The 17879-nt window shown below is 73.1% G+C and carries 11 protein-coding genes; 6 read left to right on the top strand and 5 right to left on the bottom strand.

Annotation, left to right across the window (positions count from 1 at the left end; translation table 11 throughout):
- Positions 1–98: 98 nt before the first annotated feature.
- From sucB to RF644_RS09590, 3 genes are all read right to left on the bottom strand, one after another.
- Positions 99–2387: a 2-oxoglutarate dehydrogenase, E2 component, dihydrolipoamide succinyltransferase gene (gene sucB, locus RF644_RS09600; protein ID WP_368796342.1), complete on the bottom strand. Its 2289-nt coding sequence runs from the start codon at positions 2385–2387 to the stop codon at positions 99–101.
- Positions 2388–2496: 109 nt separating this feature from the next.
- Entirely contained in the window at positions 2497–3864 is a 1368-nt protein-coding gene (gene lpdA / locus RF644_RS09595; RefSeq protein ID WP_017834157.1) for a dihydrolipoyl dehydrogenase, read from the bottom strand.
- 143 nt (positions 3865–4007) lie between these two features.
- Positions 4008–5561 (bottom strand): leucyl aminopeptidase, encoded by a 1554-nt coding sequence (locus RF644_RS09590; RefSeq protein ID WP_368796341.1) that lies wholly within the window; start codon positions 5559–5561, stop codon positions 4008–4010.
- A 267-nt stretch (positions 5562–5828) separates the two neighbouring features.
- Between RF644_RS09590 and RF644_RS09585 the strand changes: the two genes are divergently transcribed.
- From RF644_RS09585 to RF644_RS09570, 4 genes are all read left to right on the top strand, one after another.
- The gene (locus RF644_RS09585) at positions 5829–6746 is read left to right on the top strand and encodes a proteasome assembly chaperone family protein (RefSeq protein ID WP_017834159.1); all 918 of its coding nucleotides are present in this window, start codon (positions 5829–5831) and stop codon (positions 6744–6746) included.
- A gap of 93 nt (positions 6747–6839) precedes the next feature.
- The gene (locus tag RF644_RS09580; protein WP_368796340.1) at positions 6840–8135 is read left to right on the top strand and encodes a nitrate/nitrite transporter; all 1296 of its coding nucleotides are present in this window, start codon (positions 6840–6842) and stop codon (positions 8133–8135) included.
- A gap of 120 nt (positions 8136–8255) precedes the next feature.
- Positions 8256–9704 (top strand): DUF4192 family protein, encoded by a 1449-nt coding sequence (locus RF644_RS09575; protein WP_368796339.1) that lies wholly within the window; start codon positions 8256–8258, stop codon positions 9702–9704.
- A 187-nt stretch (positions 9705–9891) separates the two neighbouring features.
- Positions 9892–11388 (top strand): RNA polymerase sigma factor, encoded by a 1497-nt coding sequence (locus RF644_RS09570; RefSeq protein WP_031283343.1) that lies wholly within the window; start codon positions 9892–9894, stop codon positions 11386–11388.
- Between the two features lie 158 nt (positions 11389–11546).
- Here the strand turns inward: RF644_RS09570 and RF644_RS09565 are convergent, their stop codons facing one another.
- Positions 11547–11747 carry a hypothetical protein gene (locus RF644_RS09565; RefSeq protein ID WP_017834164.1) on the bottom strand — a complete coding sequence of 67 codons (201 nt, stop codon included), beginning with the start codon at positions 11745–11747 and terminating at the stop codon, positions 11547–11549.
- Positions 11748–12012: 265 nt separating this feature from the next.
- Here RF644_RS09565 and RF644_RS09560 point away from each other — a divergent pair, with 265 nt between their 5' ends.
- Both RF644_RS09560 and RF644_RS09555 read left to right on the top strand, forming a co-directional pair.
- A complete protein-coding gene (locus RF644_RS09560) occupies positions 12013–14121 on the top strand; it encodes a type IIA DNA topoisomerase subunit B (RefSeq protein ID WP_095651741.1) in 2109 nt (702 codons plus the stop codon).
- 92 nt (positions 14122–14213) lie between these two features.
- Positions 14214–15266, top strand: a complete 1053-nt coding sequence (locus RF644_RS09555) for a malate dehydrogenase (protein ID WP_368796338.1) — start codon at positions 14214–14216, stop codon at positions 15264–15266.
- Positions 15267–15269: 3 nt separating this feature from the next.
- On the opposite strand, the gene RF644_RS09550 is transcribed toward RF644_RS09555, so the two are convergent.
- Entirely contained in the window at positions 15270–17771 is a 2502-nt protein-coding gene (locus tag RF644_RS09550; protein WP_368796337.1) for a DNA topoisomerase (ATP-hydrolyzing) subunit A, read from the bottom strand.
- Positions 17772–17879: the final 108 nt, after the last annotated feature.

Here is a 17879-nt window from a genome sequence, read left to right as displayed (position 1 = left end):
CCGAGAGGGCGTGCCCCTGTGACCAGGAACACGCCCTCTCGGCGTCCGCCGGCCCTCCGCAGGTGCTCAGCGGGGGCCGTGGACCGGCACGGGGCCGGTCAGAGACCGACCTCGGACTCGAAGCGGCCCTCCTCCAGGCGCGCCTTGAGCGCCTGGAGGAAGCGGCCGGCGTCCGCGCCGTCGACCAGGCGGTGGTCGTAGGTCAGCGACAGGTAGCACATCTGGCGGATGGCGATGGTGTCGTTGCCGTCGGCGTCGGAGACCACCATGGGGCGCTTCACGATCGATCCCGTGCCGAGGATCGCGACCTGCGGCTGGTTGATGATCGGGGTGTCGAACAGGGCCCCGAACGACCCGAGGTTCGTGATCGTGAAGGTGCCGCCGGTGAGGTCGTCCGGCGTGATGTTGCCGTCCTTGGCCCGGGAGCCGAGGTCTGCGATCTGCTTGGCCAGGCCGCCGAGGTTGAGGTCGCCGGCGTTCTTGATGACCGGCACCAGCAGGCCCTTCGGGGTGTCCACCGCGATGGCGATGTTCTCCGAGCCGTTGTAGACGATCTCCTTCTCGGCCTCCTTGAAGGTGGCGTTGAGCTTCGGGTGGGCCTGCAGGGCCTCCGCCACGGCCTTGGCGAAGAACGGCAGGTAGGTGAGCTTGGCGCCCTCCCGCTCCTGGAACTTCGCCTTCGCCCGGCCGCGCAGCACGGCCACCCGGGTCATGTCGACCTCGGTCACCTGGGTCAGCTGAGCGGCCTCCTGCAGCGACTCGCGCATGCGCTGGGCGATCGTCATCCGGATCCGCGGGGCCTTCTCGGTGGTCCCGCGCTTGGCGTCCGCCTTCGGCACGGCCGGGGCGGCCTCCTTCGCCGGAGCGGCCGCGGCCGTCTCGGCCGGGGCCTCGGCGGCCGGTGCGGCCGCGCTCTTCTGCTGCTCGGCGGCGGCGAGCACGTCCTGCTTGCGGATGCGGCCGCCCACACCGGTGCCGGTGAGCGCGGAGAGGTCCACGCCCTCCTTCTTGGCGAGCTTGCGCACCAGCGGGGTCACGTAGGACGAGTTGTCGCCCGTCGGCGCCTCCGCGTTCTCGGTGCGGGCGCCGTCGCGCTGGGCGGCGTCCTGCTGCTCGTCCCCGGAGGTGTCGGCCAGCACGGGCTCGTCGGTCTCGACCAGGGCCTCGTCGCGGGACGGCGCCTTCTCCTGCTTCCCGGAGGAGGAACCCTCGTAGCCCTCGCCGCCGGCGGAGGCCTGCTTCGCCGGCTTCTCCGCGGCGGAGGTGTCCGCGGCGGGCTTGTCCCCGGACGGGGCGGAGCCGGAGCCGATGACCGCCAGGACCTGGCCGACCTCGGCGTCCTCGTCCTCCTGCACCCGGATCTCCAGCAGGGTCCCGGCCACGGGGGAGGGGACCTCGGTGTCGACCTTGTCGGTGGAGACCTCCAGCAGCGGCTCGTCGACGGCGACCTCGTCACCGACCTGCTTGAGCCACCGGGTCACGGTGCCCTCGGTCACGGACTCGCCCAGTGCGGGCAGGGTGATCTCGCTGCCCTCGCCCGTCTGCTGGGCCTCGGCCTGCGGGGCCTGCTCCTGACCGGAGGACTCCTGGCCGGAGGACTTCTGCTCGGCGGCCTCGTCGGTCGCCTCGGGGGTCTCGGCCTCGGTCGCGGCGTCCTCGGCCTCCTCGGCGGAGGTGTCCGCGGCGGGCTTCTCGGCGGGCTTGTCCCCGGACGGGGCGGAGCCGGAGCCGATGACCGCCAGGACCTGGCCGACCTCGGCGTCCTCGTCCTCCTGCACCCGGATCTCCAGCAGGGTCCCGGCCACGGGGGAGGGGACCTCGGTGTCGACCTTGTCGGTGGAGACCTCCAGCAGCGGCTCGTCGACGGCGACCTCGTCACCGACCTGCTTGAGCCACCGGGTCACGGTGCCCTCGGTCACGGACTCGCCCAGTGCGGGCAGGGTGATCTCGCTGCCCTCGCCCGTCTGCTGGGCCTCGGCCTGCGGGGCCTGCTCCTGACCGGAGGACTCCTGGCCGGAGGACTTCTGCTCGGCGGCCTCGTCGGTCGCCTCGGGGGTCTCGGCCTCGGTCGCGGCGTCCTCGGCCTCCTCGGCGGAGGTGTCCGCGGCGGCCTCGTCCTGGCCGGAGCCGCCGCCGGAGCCGGAGCCCGAGCCGTCACCGATGACGACCAGCGGCGCGCCGACCTCGACGTCCTCGTCCTCCTCGACGAGGATCTCCTCGATCACGCCCGCCACGGGGGAGGGGATCTCGGTGTCGACCTTGTCGGTGGAGACCTCGACCAGGGGCTCGTCGACGGCGACCTCGTCACCGACCTGCTTGAGCCACCGGGTCACGGTGCCCTCGGTCACGGATTCGCCCAGTGCGGGCAGGTTTACGGTTTCTGACATGGTCCGACCGTCTCTCTTTCGGTGCCTTCGATGGTGCGGTCCGGGCGCCGGGCCCGGGTCCGGGGTAGTGGGGGAGGCCCCGCCCGGGAGGGGCGGGGCCTCGACGCGGTCAGCCGTGCAGCGGCGTGCCCGCGAGTGCCATGGCGGCCTCGCCGATGGCCTCGTTCTGGGTGGGGTGCGCGTGCACGAACGCGGCGACGTCCTCGGGGTAGGCCTCCCAGTTGACGATGAGCTGGCCCTCGCCGATCTGCTCGCTGATGCGCTTGCCGATGGCGTGGAAGCCGATGATCGGCCCGTCCTTCTCGCGCACCAGCTTGATGATGCCGCCGGTGCCCAGGATCGAGCTCTTGCCGTTGCCGGCGAGGTTGTACTCGGCGACCTCGACATTGTCCTCGCCGAACTTCTCCTTCGCCTTCGGCTCGGTGTAGCCGACCGAGGCGATCTCCGGCTCGGTGAACGTGACCTTGGGGATGTTCACGTCGTCGACGACGGCCGGGTTCAGGCCGGCGATCTCCTCGGCCACGAACCGCCCCTGCTGGTAGCCGCGGTGGGCGAGCTGGACCCCGGGGACGATGTCGCCGATCGCGTAGATGTTGCCGACGCCGGTGTGCAGGCGCTCGTTCGGGGTGACGAAGCCGCGGTCCATGGGGATGCCCTGCTCCTCGTAACCCATGTCGGCGGTGTTCGGGCCGCGGCCCACGGCGACCAGCACGATGTCGGCCTCGAAGACCTTGCCGTCGGCCAGGGTGACCTTCGCCCCGTTGTCGTCCTGCTCGACCTTCTCGAAGAAGGTGCCGAGGCTGGACTTGATGCCGCGCTTCTTGAACTCCCGCTCCAGGATCTTGATGAGCGCGGGGTCCTCGTTGGCGACCAGGTGGGGGAGACCCTCGATCACGGTGACGTCCACGCCGAAGGACTTCCACATGGAGGCGAACTCGCAGCCGATCACGCCGCCGCCGAGGACGATGGCGCTCTTGGGCACGAAGTCGATCTCCAGCGCCTCGGTGGAGGTCATGATCCGTCCGCCGATCTCGACGCCCAGGGTCTTGGAGATCGAGCCGGAGGCCAGCACGATGTGCTTGCCGGTGTAGGTGGTGCCGTCGACCTCGACGGTGTTCTCGCCCGTGAGCTTGCCGACTCCCTCGATGACCTTGATCTTGCGCATCTTCATCAGACCCGTGAGGCCCTTGAACTTGCCGGCGACGATCTTGTCCTTGTACTCCCGCACGGCCGCCATGTCGATGGAGTCCAGCGTGGTGTGGATGCCGTACTTGGAGCTCTCGCGGGCGTCCTCGGCCAGCTCGGCGGAGTGCAGGTACGCCTTGGTCGGGATACACCCCCAGTGGAGGCACGTGCCCCCGAGCTTGTTCTTCTCCACCAGCGCCACGGTGAAGCCGAGCTGGACGGCCCGCAGCGCGGCGGCGTAGCCGGCACTCCCTCCGCCGAGGACGAGGATGTCGAATTCGTTGTCGGCCACGTGTTTGGCTCCCTTGCGCGTTGACGTCGTTCCGGGTGGGTCGCACCCGTCCCGTGACGGGTTCGTTTCGTACATACCTTAGCCCTACGCCGGAGGGAGCGACCAGGCGGGCGCTCCCTCCGGCGCAGGGGTGTCGCGGGACCTCAGCCGCGGTCGGTGACCGCGTCCTCGAGCAGCCGCACGAGCGTGCGCACGCCCGCGCCGGTGCCCTCCGCCGGGGTGTAGCCGTAGGGCGATCCCTCGTTGAAGGAGGGGCCGGCGATGTCCACGTGCGCCCAGGGCACCCGTGCCCCGTCGGTGCCGCCGACGAACTCGCGCAGGAAGATCCCGGCGACGAGCATCCCGCCGTTCTTGTCCCCGATGTTCTTGAGGTCGGCGACCTTGGAGTCCAGGGACGGGCGCAGGTGCTCGGGCAGCGGCATGGGCCAGCCGTCCTCGCCGGCGGCGCGGGCGGCCTCGGCCACGGCGGTGCGCACCGTCTCGTCGCCCATGATCCCGAACGTCCGTGCGCCGAGGGCCACCATCTGCGCGCCGGTCAGCGTGGCGATGTCGACGACGGCGTCCGGGGCCTCCTCGCACGCGGCCACGAGACCGTCGGCCAGCACCAGGCGCCCCTCGGCGTCGGTGTTGAGCACCTCGACGGTGCGGCCGCCGCGGATGGTGATGACGTCGCCGGGGCGGGTGGCGGTCGACGAGGGCAGGTTCTCGGCCAGGCACAGCCACCCCGTGACCTTCACGGGCAGGCCCAGCTCGGCGGCGGTGAGGACGGTCGCGAGCACGGCGCCGGCGCCGGCCATGTCCGACTTCATGGTCATCATCGAGGCCGGGGGCTTGAGGGAGAGGCCGCCCGAGTCGAAGGTGATGCCCTTGCCCACGTAGGCGTAGTGCTTCGCGGCGCGCGCCGGGGCGTACTCCAGCTTGACGAGGCGCGGGCCGTGCACGGAGCCCTGTCCCACTCCCAGGAGCCCCCCGTAGCCGCCCTTGGCGAGCTCCTTCTCGGCGAGCACGGTCACGGAGACCTTGGTGCCCCTGGCGGCCCGGCGGGCGTAGTCCGCCACGGCCTCCGGGTACATGACGTTGGGGGAGAGGTCCACGAGGGTGCGGGCCGCGCGGACGCCGCGGCCCAGGGCGGCGGCGCGGTCGAGGCACCGGCCCAGCGCGGCGCGCGCCACGCCCGGGGCGTGCACGACGGCGGAGGCCAGCGGGTCCTGCACGGAACCGGCGGTCGCCGCGCGCTGGTGGGCGAAGGCGAAGGCGCCGAGAGCGGCGCCCTCGGCGACCGCCGCGGCGTCCTGCTCGGAGTCCACGGGCAGGGCGAGCACCGCGGAGTCGGTGCCGGCGAGCCGCCGCACGGCGGCGCCCGCGGCCCGGCGCAGCACCTCGGCGCGCTCCGCGGTCCCGGCGGGCAGGGCGCCGACCCCGGTGAGGACCACCACGGTGAACGGCAGCCCGGACGGCGCCGGCACCACGGTCACCTCGTCGGCGGCGCCCTTCACGCGCAGCGCCGCCGCGGCCTCCACCACGGGGGCGAGCCGTCGCTGCTCGCCGGCGGGGAGCAGGACACGGCCCGAGCCGTCGCCGTCCTGTCCCTTCGCCACACCGAGCACGAGCGCGTGGGCCGGCGTCCGGCCCAGGGCCTTGTGCGTGGCGGTGAGCTCGATGCCCCGGGGTTCGAGAAGGTCCTGTACGTCGGGCATGGATCGTCCTTTCGCTGAGGTCTGGACCGGCGGTGCCGGTCCGGTCCGCGGTCGGCGGCCCGGCCCGGCCCGGCAGGCGTGCTGTCGATCCTATCCCCGGCCGGCGCGCCGCCGGGGCCCGGACGCACGGGGCGGGCCCCGCGGGATCGGCGGGGAATAACGCGGTGCCCGCGGACGGTTGACATGATCCGGGCGCGCCGTCGGAGGCGTGCTCCCACCGGTCTCCCCACGGACGCCCGGAACCGACCCACCCCAGGAGGAAGAGCTGTGCTGGACCCCACCTCGCTGTACCTGAGCAACCCCGCTCTGCTCGAGGACGCCCGGGTTCGCGGACTGCCGCTGATCGTCGCCCTGTCCGGCTACGCGGAGGCGGGGCACGTGGCCGTGCAGATCGAGCACACCATCACCGAGGCCCTCCCGCACGAGGTCGTGGCCCGTTTCGACCTGGACCAGCTCTACGACTACCGGGCCCGCCGCCCGCACGTGAGCTTCGTGGAGGACCACTTCGAGGGCTTCCAGACCCCCGAGCTGTCCCTCCGGCTGGTCACGGACGGTCTGGGGCGCAGCTTCGCGCTGCTGACGGGCCCCGAGCCGGATCTGCAGTGGAACCGGTTCACCGAGGCCGTCGTGGGCCTGGCCCGGCGGATGGACGTGTCCCTCGTGGCCATCGTCTCGGGAATCCCCATGCCCGTCCCGCACACCCGTCCGTTCATCGTCTCGGTGCACGGCAACCGGGCCGACCTGCTCCCCGCCGAGCACGCGTGGAAGCCGGTCGTGGAGATGAGCTCGTCGGCCGCGCAGCTCCTCGAGATCCGGCTGGGCGAGGCGGGGATCGACAACATCGGCTTCACCGTGCACGTCCCGCAGTACCTGGCCGAGGCGCACCTGCCGCATGCCGCCGTGGCCGCCCTCGAGCACATCAGCGCCGTGACCTCGCTGACCCTGCCCTCGGACGAGCTGCGCGAGGCGGCCCGCGAGATCGAGCGCCAGATCGACCAGCAGGTCGGCGCCTCGCCCGAGGTGCAGGCGGTCGTGGCAGGACTGGAACAGCGCTACGATGACGTCGTCGACGCCTCGGTCCCGCGCTCCCTGCTGGTGGGAGACGAGTCCGAGCTCCCCGACGCCGACGAGATCGGCGCCGCGGCCGAGGCCTTCCTCGCCGCCCAGGAGGACGACCAGGACTGAGCCCGGCCGGCGCGCGGGGCGGTCCGGCGCCGTCCGGGGCGGCCCCGCCGTCCCGGGTCCCGGCCCGGCCCCGTCCCCCCGAGAGCGAAGTGCATGCCGTCCGACCGGTACCGGGCCCACGAGCCCGGCAAGGACTCCCGCCGCGCCTACCTGGTCTTCGCGATCGGTACCTTCGCCTACTTCAGCGCCGTGGCGCAGCGCACCAGCTTCGGTGTGGCGTCGGTCGACGCGGCCGAGCGCTTCGGCACCGCGGCCTCCGCGCTGTCGATGTTCTCGCTCATGCAGGTCCTCGTCTACGCGGCGCTGCAGATCCCCGTCGGCGTGCTCGTGGACCGCTTCGGCTCCCGCGTGATGGTCGCCGCCGGGGCGCTGCTCATGACGGCCGGCCAGATCCAGCTGGCCCTGGCCGACACGGTCGGCGAGGGCGTGGCCGCCCGCGTGCTCGTGGGCGCGGGCGACGCGACCACCTTCGTGTGCGTGATGCGCCTGATCCCCGCCTGGTTCTCCGCGCTGCGCGTGCCGCCGCTGACCCAGTTCCTGGGCGTGGTCGGCAACCTCGGCCAGCTGGTGTCCGTCATCCCGTTCGCGTGGCTGCTCGAGCTCACCGGGTGGTTCCCGTCCTTCGCGGCGCTGGCCTCCCTCGCGCTGCTCGCCGCCGTGCTCGCCGCGACCCTGCTGCGCAACGCGCCCCCCGGGGTGGAGGTCCTGAACCCGGCGCTGGGCCTGCGGCGGACCGGCCGGGTGCTCCGGGAGAGCGTGGCCGAGCCCGGCACCCGGCTCGGCTTCTGGGTGCACTTCACCACCCAGTTCGCGGGCAACACGTTCGTGCTGATGTGGGGCTACCCCTATCTCGAGTACGCCCAGGACCTGTCGGACACCACGATCTCCCTGGTGATGACCTCCTTCGTGGTGACCAACCTGGCCGTGGCCCTCGGCCTCGGCGGGCTCTCCGCCCGCCACCCGCACCGCCGGGTGCGGCTGTCGCTGGGGGTGACCGCCGTGATCTTCGCGGCGTGGACGGTCCTGCTGATCTGGCCCGGGACGGCCCCCGTCCCGGTGGTGCTGGCCGCCGTGTGCGTCATCGCGATCAGCATGCCGGCCTCCATGATCGCCTTCGACATCACCCGCAGCTTCAACCCGGCCCGCCGCTCGGGCACCGCCACGGGCATCGTCAACGTCGGTGGCTTCACGGCCTCGGTGCTGGCCATCTTCGTCACCGGCTTCGTGCTCGACGTGCTCCACGCCGCGGGCTTCCGCGACGAGCTGTACGCTCCCGACGCGTTCCGGGTCGCGATCGCGGCGCAGTTCCTGGTCGCTGCGGCGGGCGCCGCGGGCGTGCTGGCCACCGTCCGGCGGGTGCGCCGGCAGCACGGGCACGACGCCGCCTGACCGGCCGGCCGGTCCCGTCGGCACTGCACCGCGCCGGGCGCCGGGTCCCCGACCCGCCGGCCGTCCACAAACCGCGCCCCGGCAGGTGCTCCCGGACCGGCCGGTGCCCAGGCTGGGCGCATGAGACAGCACCCCATCCGAGACCCCTTCGTCCCCGTCGTCCGGTGCGCGGCCGACCTGCTGGCCGTCGTGCCGCACACGCTCGGCTACTGGCCCGCCGACTCCCTCGTCCTGTTCGCCGCCGGCGGCGGGACGGCAGGGGCGTGCGTGCGCGTCGACCTCCCGGCCGGCCCGTCCGACGAACGCCTCGGGGAGGCCTTCGTCGCCGAGCTCGCCGACCTCGTCGCCCACGACACCCTGAGCGACCGGGTCTTCGTCATCGTGTACACGTCGCCGCCGCCCGGGGACCCGTCCGGGGCGGCGGCGCCACCCGCCGCGGTGGACGGTGTGCTCGCCGTCGTGGACGAGGCCGCCCGACGCGCGGGGCGGGCGGTGGCGGCGCGCTGGATCGTGGCCGGCGACCGCTGGTGGCCGGCCGAGGACCCGGCCGACGTCCAGGACGTCGCGGACATCGAGGACAGCGCCGTCAACGCCGCGCTCGTGGCCTCGGGCAGCTCCTACGCGGCCGCCCCGCGGCTCGCCATGGACCAGGAGTACGGGGCGCTGCCCGCCGGCACCGCCCGTGCCGCCGGGCAGGCCGCGGTCCGCTGGTCACGGGCCGGTGCGGACGCGTGGCACCACCTGGACCGCCTCGGGCCCGCACTGTCCGTCTGGACCGACGTGCTCGCCACGGTCCGGGGCGCGCCGGGGGATGCGGTGCCCGCGGTGCTGGACCACGACGACGACCTGCTCGGCTTCCTGGCCGCGAGCCTGGCCGACCCCGTGCTCGCCGACCTGCTCCTGGCCGCCTGCGCCACGGACGACCTCGACGGCGTCCTCGCGGCCGCCGCGATGTGGGCCGAGCTGTGCGACGACGTCGACGACCGGGTGGACGGACCCGACGCCCCGGGCGTTCCGATCGGGCCGACCCGGGCGCCCCTCCCTCCGGGCGTCCCGCCGCTGCCCCGCCGACCGGCGGCCGGTCGCGGCGGCACCGCGTCCGGCCCGGCCGCGGCCCGGGTGCCCGTGCCGGACGCGGGGGAGCTGGTCCGGCTCTCCCGCGTGCTCTCCGGCGAGTGGGCGGAGACCCCGCACTGGTCGCTGCTCGACACTCTCTACCGGGTGCTCCAGGTGCTCGGCTGGCTCCTGGAGCCCACGGGGCTGGGACCGGGGCCCGGACCGGAGCCCGGTGCGGGGGCGGCGGGCGGAGCGGCCGAGGATTCCGCGGGGACGGGCGACGCGGCGCGGACGGACGACGAGGCGCGGGGCCGGGCCGTGCTCGCGGGCGTGCTGGTCGAGCTCGCGCAGCTCAACCGGTTCCGGGCGCGCGGCTCCCACACCGCGCACTTCGTGCGCCGGGCCACGGCGCTGCTCCCCGGACACCCGCCCGCGCTGCGCGTGCTGCGCCTCGCCGACGCCCGGCCCGTGCCGCTCTGGGCCCGGGACCGTGCCACCGCCTGGCACTCCTGACCCGCGCGCGCCGAGCTTTTTCGGGTCCGTCCGGTCGAGCGGGAACAAATCCCGCCCACGGGTGGTTCCGGCTGTCAGGACCCTTCAAGCCCGCCGCGCCGGACACTGCCCGGCGCACGGACTTGACAGGGTCATAGGCGTGTTGCCCCGAGGGCGGACGCCTTGACCGCTCAACGAAAGGCTCTCAGTGTCACCTGCCGCCAGCAACAAGACGACGGACACCGCCGCCGAGACCCCGGGCACCGGGGACGCTCGGTCGCCGTCCGGCACCACGGGCACGTCGCCGCGGGCGAAGACCGCCGCTGCGAAGTCGACCGCGACCAAGAAGACCGTGGCCGCGAAGAAGACCACGGCGGCGAAGTCCACCGCCGCGAAGTCCACCGCTCCCAAGAGCGCCACCGCGGCCGCCTCGACGAAGTCCACGGCCGGCCGGTCGACCGCGACCAGGACCGCCGCGAGCAAGCCCCCGGCCGCACCGAAGGCCGCGGGCCGCAAGAAGGCTGCGGCCCCGGCGGACAAGGACGCCCTGGCCGTCGCCGGGGAGCCCGAGGAGGACGTCGTCGTCACCGACGACGCCGACATCGAGACCGCCCTGACCGACGAGGCCGGGGTGATCGAGCCGGACGTGGACGAGGACGCCGACGCGGAGGAGGAGGCCGCGCCCGAGGACGCGCCGGCCGTCCCCGCGCCCAAGGACGAGAAGACCTCCGGCTTCGTCATCACCAACAACGACGACGACGACGCCCCGGCCCAGCAAGTCGTCTCCGCCGGCGCCACCGCCGACCCGGTCAAGGACTACCTCAAGCAGATCGGCAAGGTCGCGCTGCTGAACGCCGAGCAGGAAGTGGACCTGGCGCTGCGGATCGAGGCCGGCCTGTACGCGGAGCACAAGCTCGCGGACGGGAAGGACAGCCTCGACCCGCAGACCCGCAAGGAGCTGCGCTGGGTCATCCACGACGGCAAGCGCGCCAAGAACCACCTGCTCGAGGCCAACCTGCGCCTGGTCGTCTCGCTCGCGAAGCGCTACACCGGTCGCGGCATGCTGTTCCTGGACCTCATCCAGGAGGGCAACCTCGGACTGATCCGTGCGGTCGAGAAGTTCGACTACACCAAGGGCTTCAAGTTCTCCACGTACGCCACGTGGTGGATCCGCCAGGCCATCACCCGTGCCATGGCCGACCAGGCCCGCACCATCCGCATCCCGGTGCACATGGTCGAGGTCATCAACAAGCTCGCCCGCGTCCAGCGCCAGATGCTGCAGGACCTCGGCCGGGAGCCGACCCCGGAGGAGCTGGCGAACGAGCTCGACATGACGCCCGAGAAGGTCGTCGAGGTGCAGAAGTACGGCCGAGAGCCGATCTCGCTGCACACCCCTCTGGGGGAGGACGGCGACTCGGAGTTCGGCGACCTCATCGAGGACTCCGAGGCCGTGGTCCCCGCGGACGCCGTGAGCTTCACGCTCCTGCAGGAGCAGCTGCACTCGGTCCTGGACACCCTCTCCGAGCGGGAGGCGGGGGTCGTGGCGATGCGCTTCGGCCTGACCGACGGCCAGCCCAAGACGCTCGACGAGATCGGCAAGGTCTACGGCGTGACGCGTGAGCGCATCCGGCAGATAGAGTCCAAGACGATGTCCAAGCTGCGCCACCCGTCCCGCTCGCAGGTGCTGCGCGACTACCTCGACTGACCGGCCGCTCCCGCGCCCGGAGATCCTCCGGGCGCGGGGCGACCACGTCCGGACCCGCGCACCGCTCCGGTGACCGGGGCGAGGACCGGACACGCAGGAGGGCCCCGACACCAGGTGTCGGGGCCCTCCTGCGTCGACCGCCCTCGGCGGTCGCCCGGTCAGGAACCGATGCGCTCGGTCTCGTCCTGCCAGGTGGCGGCCAGCGGCCGCAGCTTCTGCTCGTTCTTGCGCGCGTGGTGAGCGCAGAACAGCAGCTCACCGCCCGTCGACTCGAGGATCACTCGGACGTAGGCCTGGGCGCCGCACGCGTCGCAGCGGTCGGTCGCATTGAGCTCTCGGCTCTCCAATGTTGCGTTCACGGGATCCTCCTCCTGGGTCGTACTCGTTGCACGGGGCACGGGGCCGCCGGTGCGGGTACCCGGGGTCTCGTGGACGCGTCGGGGTACTGCTCTATACAACCACGACCCTCGGACAATCGATTCCGGCGGAGGCCGTTTTTCGCCCCGGGCGTAGGTCACGGTGCCGACCGGGGAGCGTCCCCGCCACCGGCGCCCGGCCCTGCGGTGTCCGCCGCCGGGACTACAGTGGTGGGGAATCCCGCCGTCCCCCAGGAGTCGTATCCCCGTGACACCGTCCCGTTCCGAGTACAACGCCCGCCACCTCTCCGTCCTCGAGGGCCTCGAGGCCGTCCGGAAGCGGCCGGGCATGTACATCGGCTCCACCGACTCCCGCGGGCTGATGCACTGCATGTGGGAGATCATCGACAACTCCGTGGACGAGGCCCTCGCCGGTTTCGGCCACCAGATCACGGTGGTCCTGCACGCCGACGGCGCGGTGGAGGTCCACGACGACGGCCGCGGCATCCCCATCGACCTCGAGCCGCGCACCGGGCTGACCGGCGTGGAGGTCGTCTTCACCAAGCTGCACGCGGGCGGGAAGTTCGGCGGCGGCTCCTACAGCGCCTCCGGCGGCCTGCACGGCGTGGGCGCCTCGGTCGTCAACGCGCTCTCCGCCCGCCTGGACGTCCAGGTGGACCGCGGCGGGAAGACCTACCAGATGTCCTTCCGGCACGGCGAGCCCGGCCGCTTCGTGGACCAGGGCCGGCCCTCCCCGCACGCCCGGTTCGAGCCGTTCGTGGAGGGGTCGGTGCTCGACGTCGTCGGCAAGGCCAAGCGGGGGGTCACCGGCACCCGGATCCGGTACTGGGCGGACGAGCAGATCTTCACGGCGGACGCCCGGTTCAGCTACGAGGAGCTCGCCAAGCGGGCCCGCCAGACCTCGTTCCTGATCCCCGGGCTGCGCATCACCGTGCGCGACCAGCGGGGCCTGCCCGGCACGCCGGGGGAGTTCGGGACCCACGAGGAGGTGTTCCAGCACGACGGCGGGATCTCCGAGTTCGTGGAGTACCTCGCCGCCGACAGCTCGGTCACCGACGTGTGGCGGTTCCAGGGCGAGGGCCGGTTCAAGGAGAACGTCCCGGTCCTGGACGAGAACGGCCGCTCCAAGCTCACGGAGCTGGACCGCACGTGCGAGGTCGACGTCGCCCTGCGCTGGGGCATCGGCTACGACACGTCCCTGCGCTCGTTCGTGAACATCATCGCGACCCCCAAGGGCGGCACCCACCAGGCCGGCTTCGAGGCGGCCCTGCTGAAGACGTTCCGGAAGCAGATCGAGGCCAACGCCCGCAAGCTCAAGGCCGGCAGCGACAAGATCGAGAAGGACGACGTCCTGGCCGGGCTCACGGCCGTGCTCACGGTGCGGCTGGCGGAGCCGCAGTTCGAGGGCCAGACCAAGGAGGTCCTGGGCACCCCGGCCGTGCGCCAGATCGTGAGCCGGGTGATCGAGAAGGAGCTGACCGCCAAGCTCACGGCCACCGGCCGCCACGACAAGCAGCAGGCCGGGCAGCTGCTCGAGAAGGTCGTGGCGGAGATGAAGTCCCGCATCTCCGCGCGGGTGCACAAGGAGACCCAGCGGCGCAAGAACGCCCTGGAGACCTCCTCGATGCCGGCCAAGCTCGTCGAGTGCCGCTCGAACGACGTGGAGCGCTCCGAGCTGTTCATCGTGGAGGGCGACTCCGCGCTCGGCACGGCGCGGCTGGCCCGGTCCTCCAACTACCAGGCGCTGCTGCCGATCCGCGGCAAGATCCTCAACGTGCAGAAGGCGTCCATCACGGACATGCTGGCCAACACGGAGTGCGCCGCGCTCATCCAGGTCATCGGCGCCGGCTCGGGGCGCACCTTCGACCTCACCGCCGCCCGCTACGGCAAGGTCATCATGATGACGGACGCCGACGTCGACGGCGCGCACATCCGCACCCTGCTGCTCACGCTGTTCTACCGCTACATGCGCCCCCTCGTGGAGGCCGGGCGGGTCTACGCGGCGGTGCCCCCGCTGCACCGGGTGGAGATCGTCAACGCCGGCGGCAAGGCCAACGAGATGGTCTACACGTACTCCGAGCGCGAGCTCACGGACCTGCTCGCCCGGCTCGAGGCGGAGGGGCGGCGGTACAAGGAGCCCATCCAGCGCTACAAGGGCCTGGGTGAGATGGACGCGGACCAGCTCGCGGAGACGACCATGGACGTCCGGCACCGGATGCTGCGCCGGATCCGGGTGGAGGACGCCGAGGCCGCCGAGCACGCCTTCTCCCTGCTCATGGGCTCCGAGGTGGCCCCGCGCAAGGACTTCATCATCGAGGGCGCCACGCACCTGGACCAGGAGCGCATCGACGCCTGAGCGCGCGGGACGGCGGGCGCACCGGGGCCGGTGCCCCGGTGCGGCCGCTACGCTGGGCAGGGACGAGCGACCGTCCCCGAGGAAGGACCCGCATGACCGCCACCGGCCCGCACACCCCGTCCCCCGCACCCGGCCGGCCCCGGCCGGTCACCGTCACCGTGACCGGTGCCGCGGGCCAGATCGGCTACGCCACTGTCTTCCGGGCCGCGGCGGGCGACCTCCTCGGCCCCGGCACCCCCGTCCGCCTGCACCTGCTCGAGCTCCCGCAGGCGCGGCGGGCCGCGGAGGGCACGGCCCTGGAGCTGCAGGACGGGGCGTTCCCGCTGCTCGACGGCGTGGAGGTCTTCGAGGACGCGGACGCCGCGTTCGACGGCGCCTCGGTGGGGCTGCTCATCGGGGCCCGCCCCCGGTCCCGGGGCATGGAGCGGGCCGACCTGCTCGAGGCCAACGCCGGGATCTTCTCGGTCCAGGGGCGGGCCGTCAACCGCGGCGCCGCCGAGGACTTCCGGGCCGTGGTGGTCGGCAACCCCGCCAACACCAACGCCTACATCGCCGCCTCGCACGCCCCGGACGTCCCGCGCGAGCGGTTCACTGCCCTGACCCGGCTCGACCACCACCGCGCGCTGGCCCAGCTCGCCGCGGCCACCGGGGCCCGCGTCGACGAGATCGACGGCGTGGCCGTGTGGGGCAACCACTCGGCGAGCCAGTACCCCGACCTGACCCACGCCACGGTCGGGGGCCGGCCGGCGCTCGAGGTGCTGGCCGGAGGAGGCCACGACCTCGCCTGGGTGGACGGCACCTTCATCCCCCGGGTGGCGCGCCGCGGCGCGGAGATCATCGACGTGCGCGGCGGCTCCTCGGTGGCCTCGGCGGCCCACGCGGCCCTGTGCCACGTCCGCGACTGGGTCCTGGGCACCCCCGAGGGCACGTGGACGTCCATGGCGGTCGCGTCCGACGGCTCCTACGGCGTGCCGGAGGGACTCGTCAGCTCGTTCCCGGTGGTCTGCCGGGACGGCCGGGCAGCGATCGTGCCGGACCTCGAGCTGGACGAGTTCTCCCGCGCCCGCATCGACCGCTCCGTCCGGGAGCTCGAGGAGGAGCGGGCGGCGGTGGAGCAGATGGGGCTGCTCGGGCCCCGCCGCTGAGCCTCAGCCGTAGGCCGGGCCCACCGCGTCGATCACCTGGTCGGTGGGCACGCCCGAGCCGTCCCGGCGGCCGTGCTCGGTGGGCAGGGCCCGGGCCACGCCCGAGGCCGCGACCGCCTTGGCCGGTCCGTGCCCCACCCAGGCCAGGGCCAGTCCCGTCTCGCCCTTGAGGAACCGGTGCGCGCGCACCCCTCCGGTGGCCCGGCCCTTGGGCGGGTACTCCGAGAACGGGGTGACCTTCACCGAGTACTGCGACATGCCGGGCAGCACCTCGTCGGCGCGGGCGAGGGTCACGACCACGGGCGTCTCGTCCGCGGCGCGCACCGCCCCGAAGAAGACCACGGCGTCCCCCGCGACCAGCTTGACCCCGGCGACGCCGCCCGCGGTCCGGCCCTGGGGGCGCACCGCACCGGCCTCGAAGTGCAGCAGCTTGCCGTCCCGGGTCACGAACACCAGCGCGTCCTCCGCGACGGCGGACTCGGCGAGGCCGACCACCTCGTCGTCGTCCTTGAGCGTGATGACCTCCCAGTCCTCGCGGTTGAGCGGATACTCGGGGCTGACCCGCTTGACCACGCCGTTGCGGGTGCCCAGGGCCAGCACCGCGTTGAGCGGCGCGAGCCCCACGAGCCGCTCCCCGCGGCCGAGGGTGAGGAAGTCCTTGACCGGGACGCCGTCGCCCAGCTTCGGGGTGCCCTCGAAGGCGGTCAGCACGGGCACGTCCATCACCTGGACGCGCAGCATGCGCCCGGTGGACGTGACCGCCCCGATCTCCCCGCGGGCGGTGGCGCGCACCGCGGAGACCAGGGCGTCGTGCTTGATCCGCCGGGGCGGGTCCACCAGCGGGACCTGGGAGGGCGTGCGGGCGAGCTGGCCCGAGGTGGACAGGAAGACCCAGCAGGGGTCGTCGGCGATCTCGAGCGCCAGCCCGCCCGCCGCCGTCCGCCCCGGAGCGGGGGCCGCCGCCGCGGCGACGGGCGCCGGCAGGGCCTCCGACTCGAGCAGCTCGGTGCGCCGGTCGTCGCCGTGGACCTCCGCGACCTCCGCGAGCTCCGCGGAGACCAGGGCCCGCAGCCGCGAGTCCGAGGCGAGGGTCTCCTCGAGCTCGGCGATCTCCCGGCGCAGCTCCTCCTGCTCCTTCTCGAGCTCGATCCGCGAGTACTTGGTCAGCTGCCGCAGCCGCAGCTCGAGGATGTGGTCGGCCTGCACGCGGCTGAGGTCGTACACGGCCATGAGCCGTTCCCGGGCCACGGCGGTCTCGTCGGAGGAGCGGATGATCTGGATGACCTCGTCGATGTCGACGATCGCCACGAGCAGGCCCTCGACCAGGTGCAGGCGGTCGCGCCGCTTGGCCAGCCGGAAGCCGGTGCGCCGCCGGACCACCGACAGCCGGTGCTCCACGTAGACCCGCAGCAGCTCGAGGAGGCCCATGGTGCGGGGCCGTCCGTCCACGAGGGCCACGTTGTTGATCCCGAAGGAGTCCTCCATGGGCGTGTACTTGTAGAGCTGCTGGAGGACGGCCTGCGGGTTGAAGCCGTTCTTGACCTCGATGACCAGCCGCAGGCCGTTCTTGCGGTCGGTGAGGTCCACGACGTCGGAGACGCCCTGGAGCTTCTTCGCCTGCGCCGCCTCCTTGATCTTCTCGGTGACCTTCTCGGGCCCCACCATGTAGGGCAGCTGGGTGACGACGATGCCCTGCTTGCGGGGGGAGATCTGCTCGACCGAGACCTTCGCGCGGGTCTTGAAGGAGCCCCGCCCGGTCCGGTAGGCGTCCCGGATCCCGTCGAGGCCCACGATCCGCCCGCCCGAGGGCAGGTCCGGGCCCGGGACGAAGCGCATGAGCTCCTCGAGCGTCGCCTCGGGGTGCTCCACGAGGTGCCGGGCGCCCGCGACGACCTCGCGCAGGTTGTGCGGGGCCATGTTCGTGGCCATGCCCACCGCGATGCCGGAGGAGCCGTTGACCAGCAGGTTGGGGAACGCCGCGGGCAGCACGCCCGGCTGGGTGAACTGGTTGTCGTAGTTGGGCACGAAGTCGACGACGTCCTCGTCGAGGTCGGCCGTCAGCGCCAGGGCGGCCGGGGCCATCCGGGCCTCGGTGTAGCGGGAGGCGGCGGGGCCGTCGTCGAGGGAGCCGAAGTTGCCGTGCCCGTCCACGAGCGGCAGGCGCATCGCGAAGGACTGGGCGAGCCGGACCATCGCGTCGTAGATGGCGGAGTCGCCGTGCGGGTGCAGCTTGCCCATCACCTCGCCCACCACGCGGGCGCTCTTGACGTGGCCGCGGTCCGGGCGCAGCCCCATCTGGTTCATCATGAACAGGATGCGCCGCTGCACGGGCTTGAGCCCGTCCCGGGCGTCGGGCAGGGCGCGGGAGTAGATGACGGAGTACGAGTACTCGAGGAAGCTCGTCTCCATCTCGGAGGTCACGTCGATGTCGACGATGTTCTCCCGGAAGTCGGGGGGCAGCTCGTCCTCGGCGGACGGGCGGGAGGGCGCACGGCGGCGTGCCATCACAGCGGGGGGTCCTTCGGTCGTGGGTCGGTCCGGGGCGGGCCCGGCGGCTCGGCGTTCGAGATCGTCCGGGGACGCACCGGGACGCACCGTTGACGGTGCAGGTTT

Origin of the sequence: Kocuria sp. CPCC 205258 (assembly GCF_040981005.1) — a bacterium.
Classification (GTDB): Bacteria; Actinomycetota; Actinomycetes; order Actinomycetales; family Micrococcaceae; genus Kocuria; species Kocuria rosea.
The sequence above is the reverse complement of the archived record's forward strand: the minus strand, read 5'-3'. Positions and strand labels throughout refer to the sequence as shown.

What these genes read in the sequence shown, in the direction of transcription:
- RF644_RS09550 (WP_368796337.1), bottom strand. Translation starts at nt 17,771, where the DNA reads ATGGCACGCCGCCGTGCGCCCTCCCGCCCGTCCGCCGAGGACGAGCTG.
- RF644_RS09555 (WP_368796338.1), top strand. Translation starts at nt 14,214, where the DNA reads ATGACCGCCACCGGCCCGCACACCCCGTCCCCCGCACCCGGCCGGCCC.
- RF644_RS09580 (WP_368796340.1), top strand. Translation starts at nt 6,840, where the DNA reads ATGCCGTCCGACCGGTACCGGGCCCACGAGCCCGGCAAGGACTCCCGC.
- sucB (WP_368796342.1), bottom strand. Translation starts at nt 2,387, where the DNA reads ATGTCAGAAACCGTAAACCTGCCCGCACTGGGCGAATCCGTGACCGAG.
- RF644_RS09575 (WP_368796339.1), top strand. Translation starts at nt 8,256, where the DNA reads ATGAGACAGCACCCCATCCGAGACCCCTTCGTCCCCGTCGTCCGGTGC.
- RF644_RS09590 (WP_368796341.1), bottom strand. Translation starts at nt 5,561, where the DNA reads ATGCCCGACGTACAGGACCTTCTCGAACCCCGGGGCATCGAGCTCACC.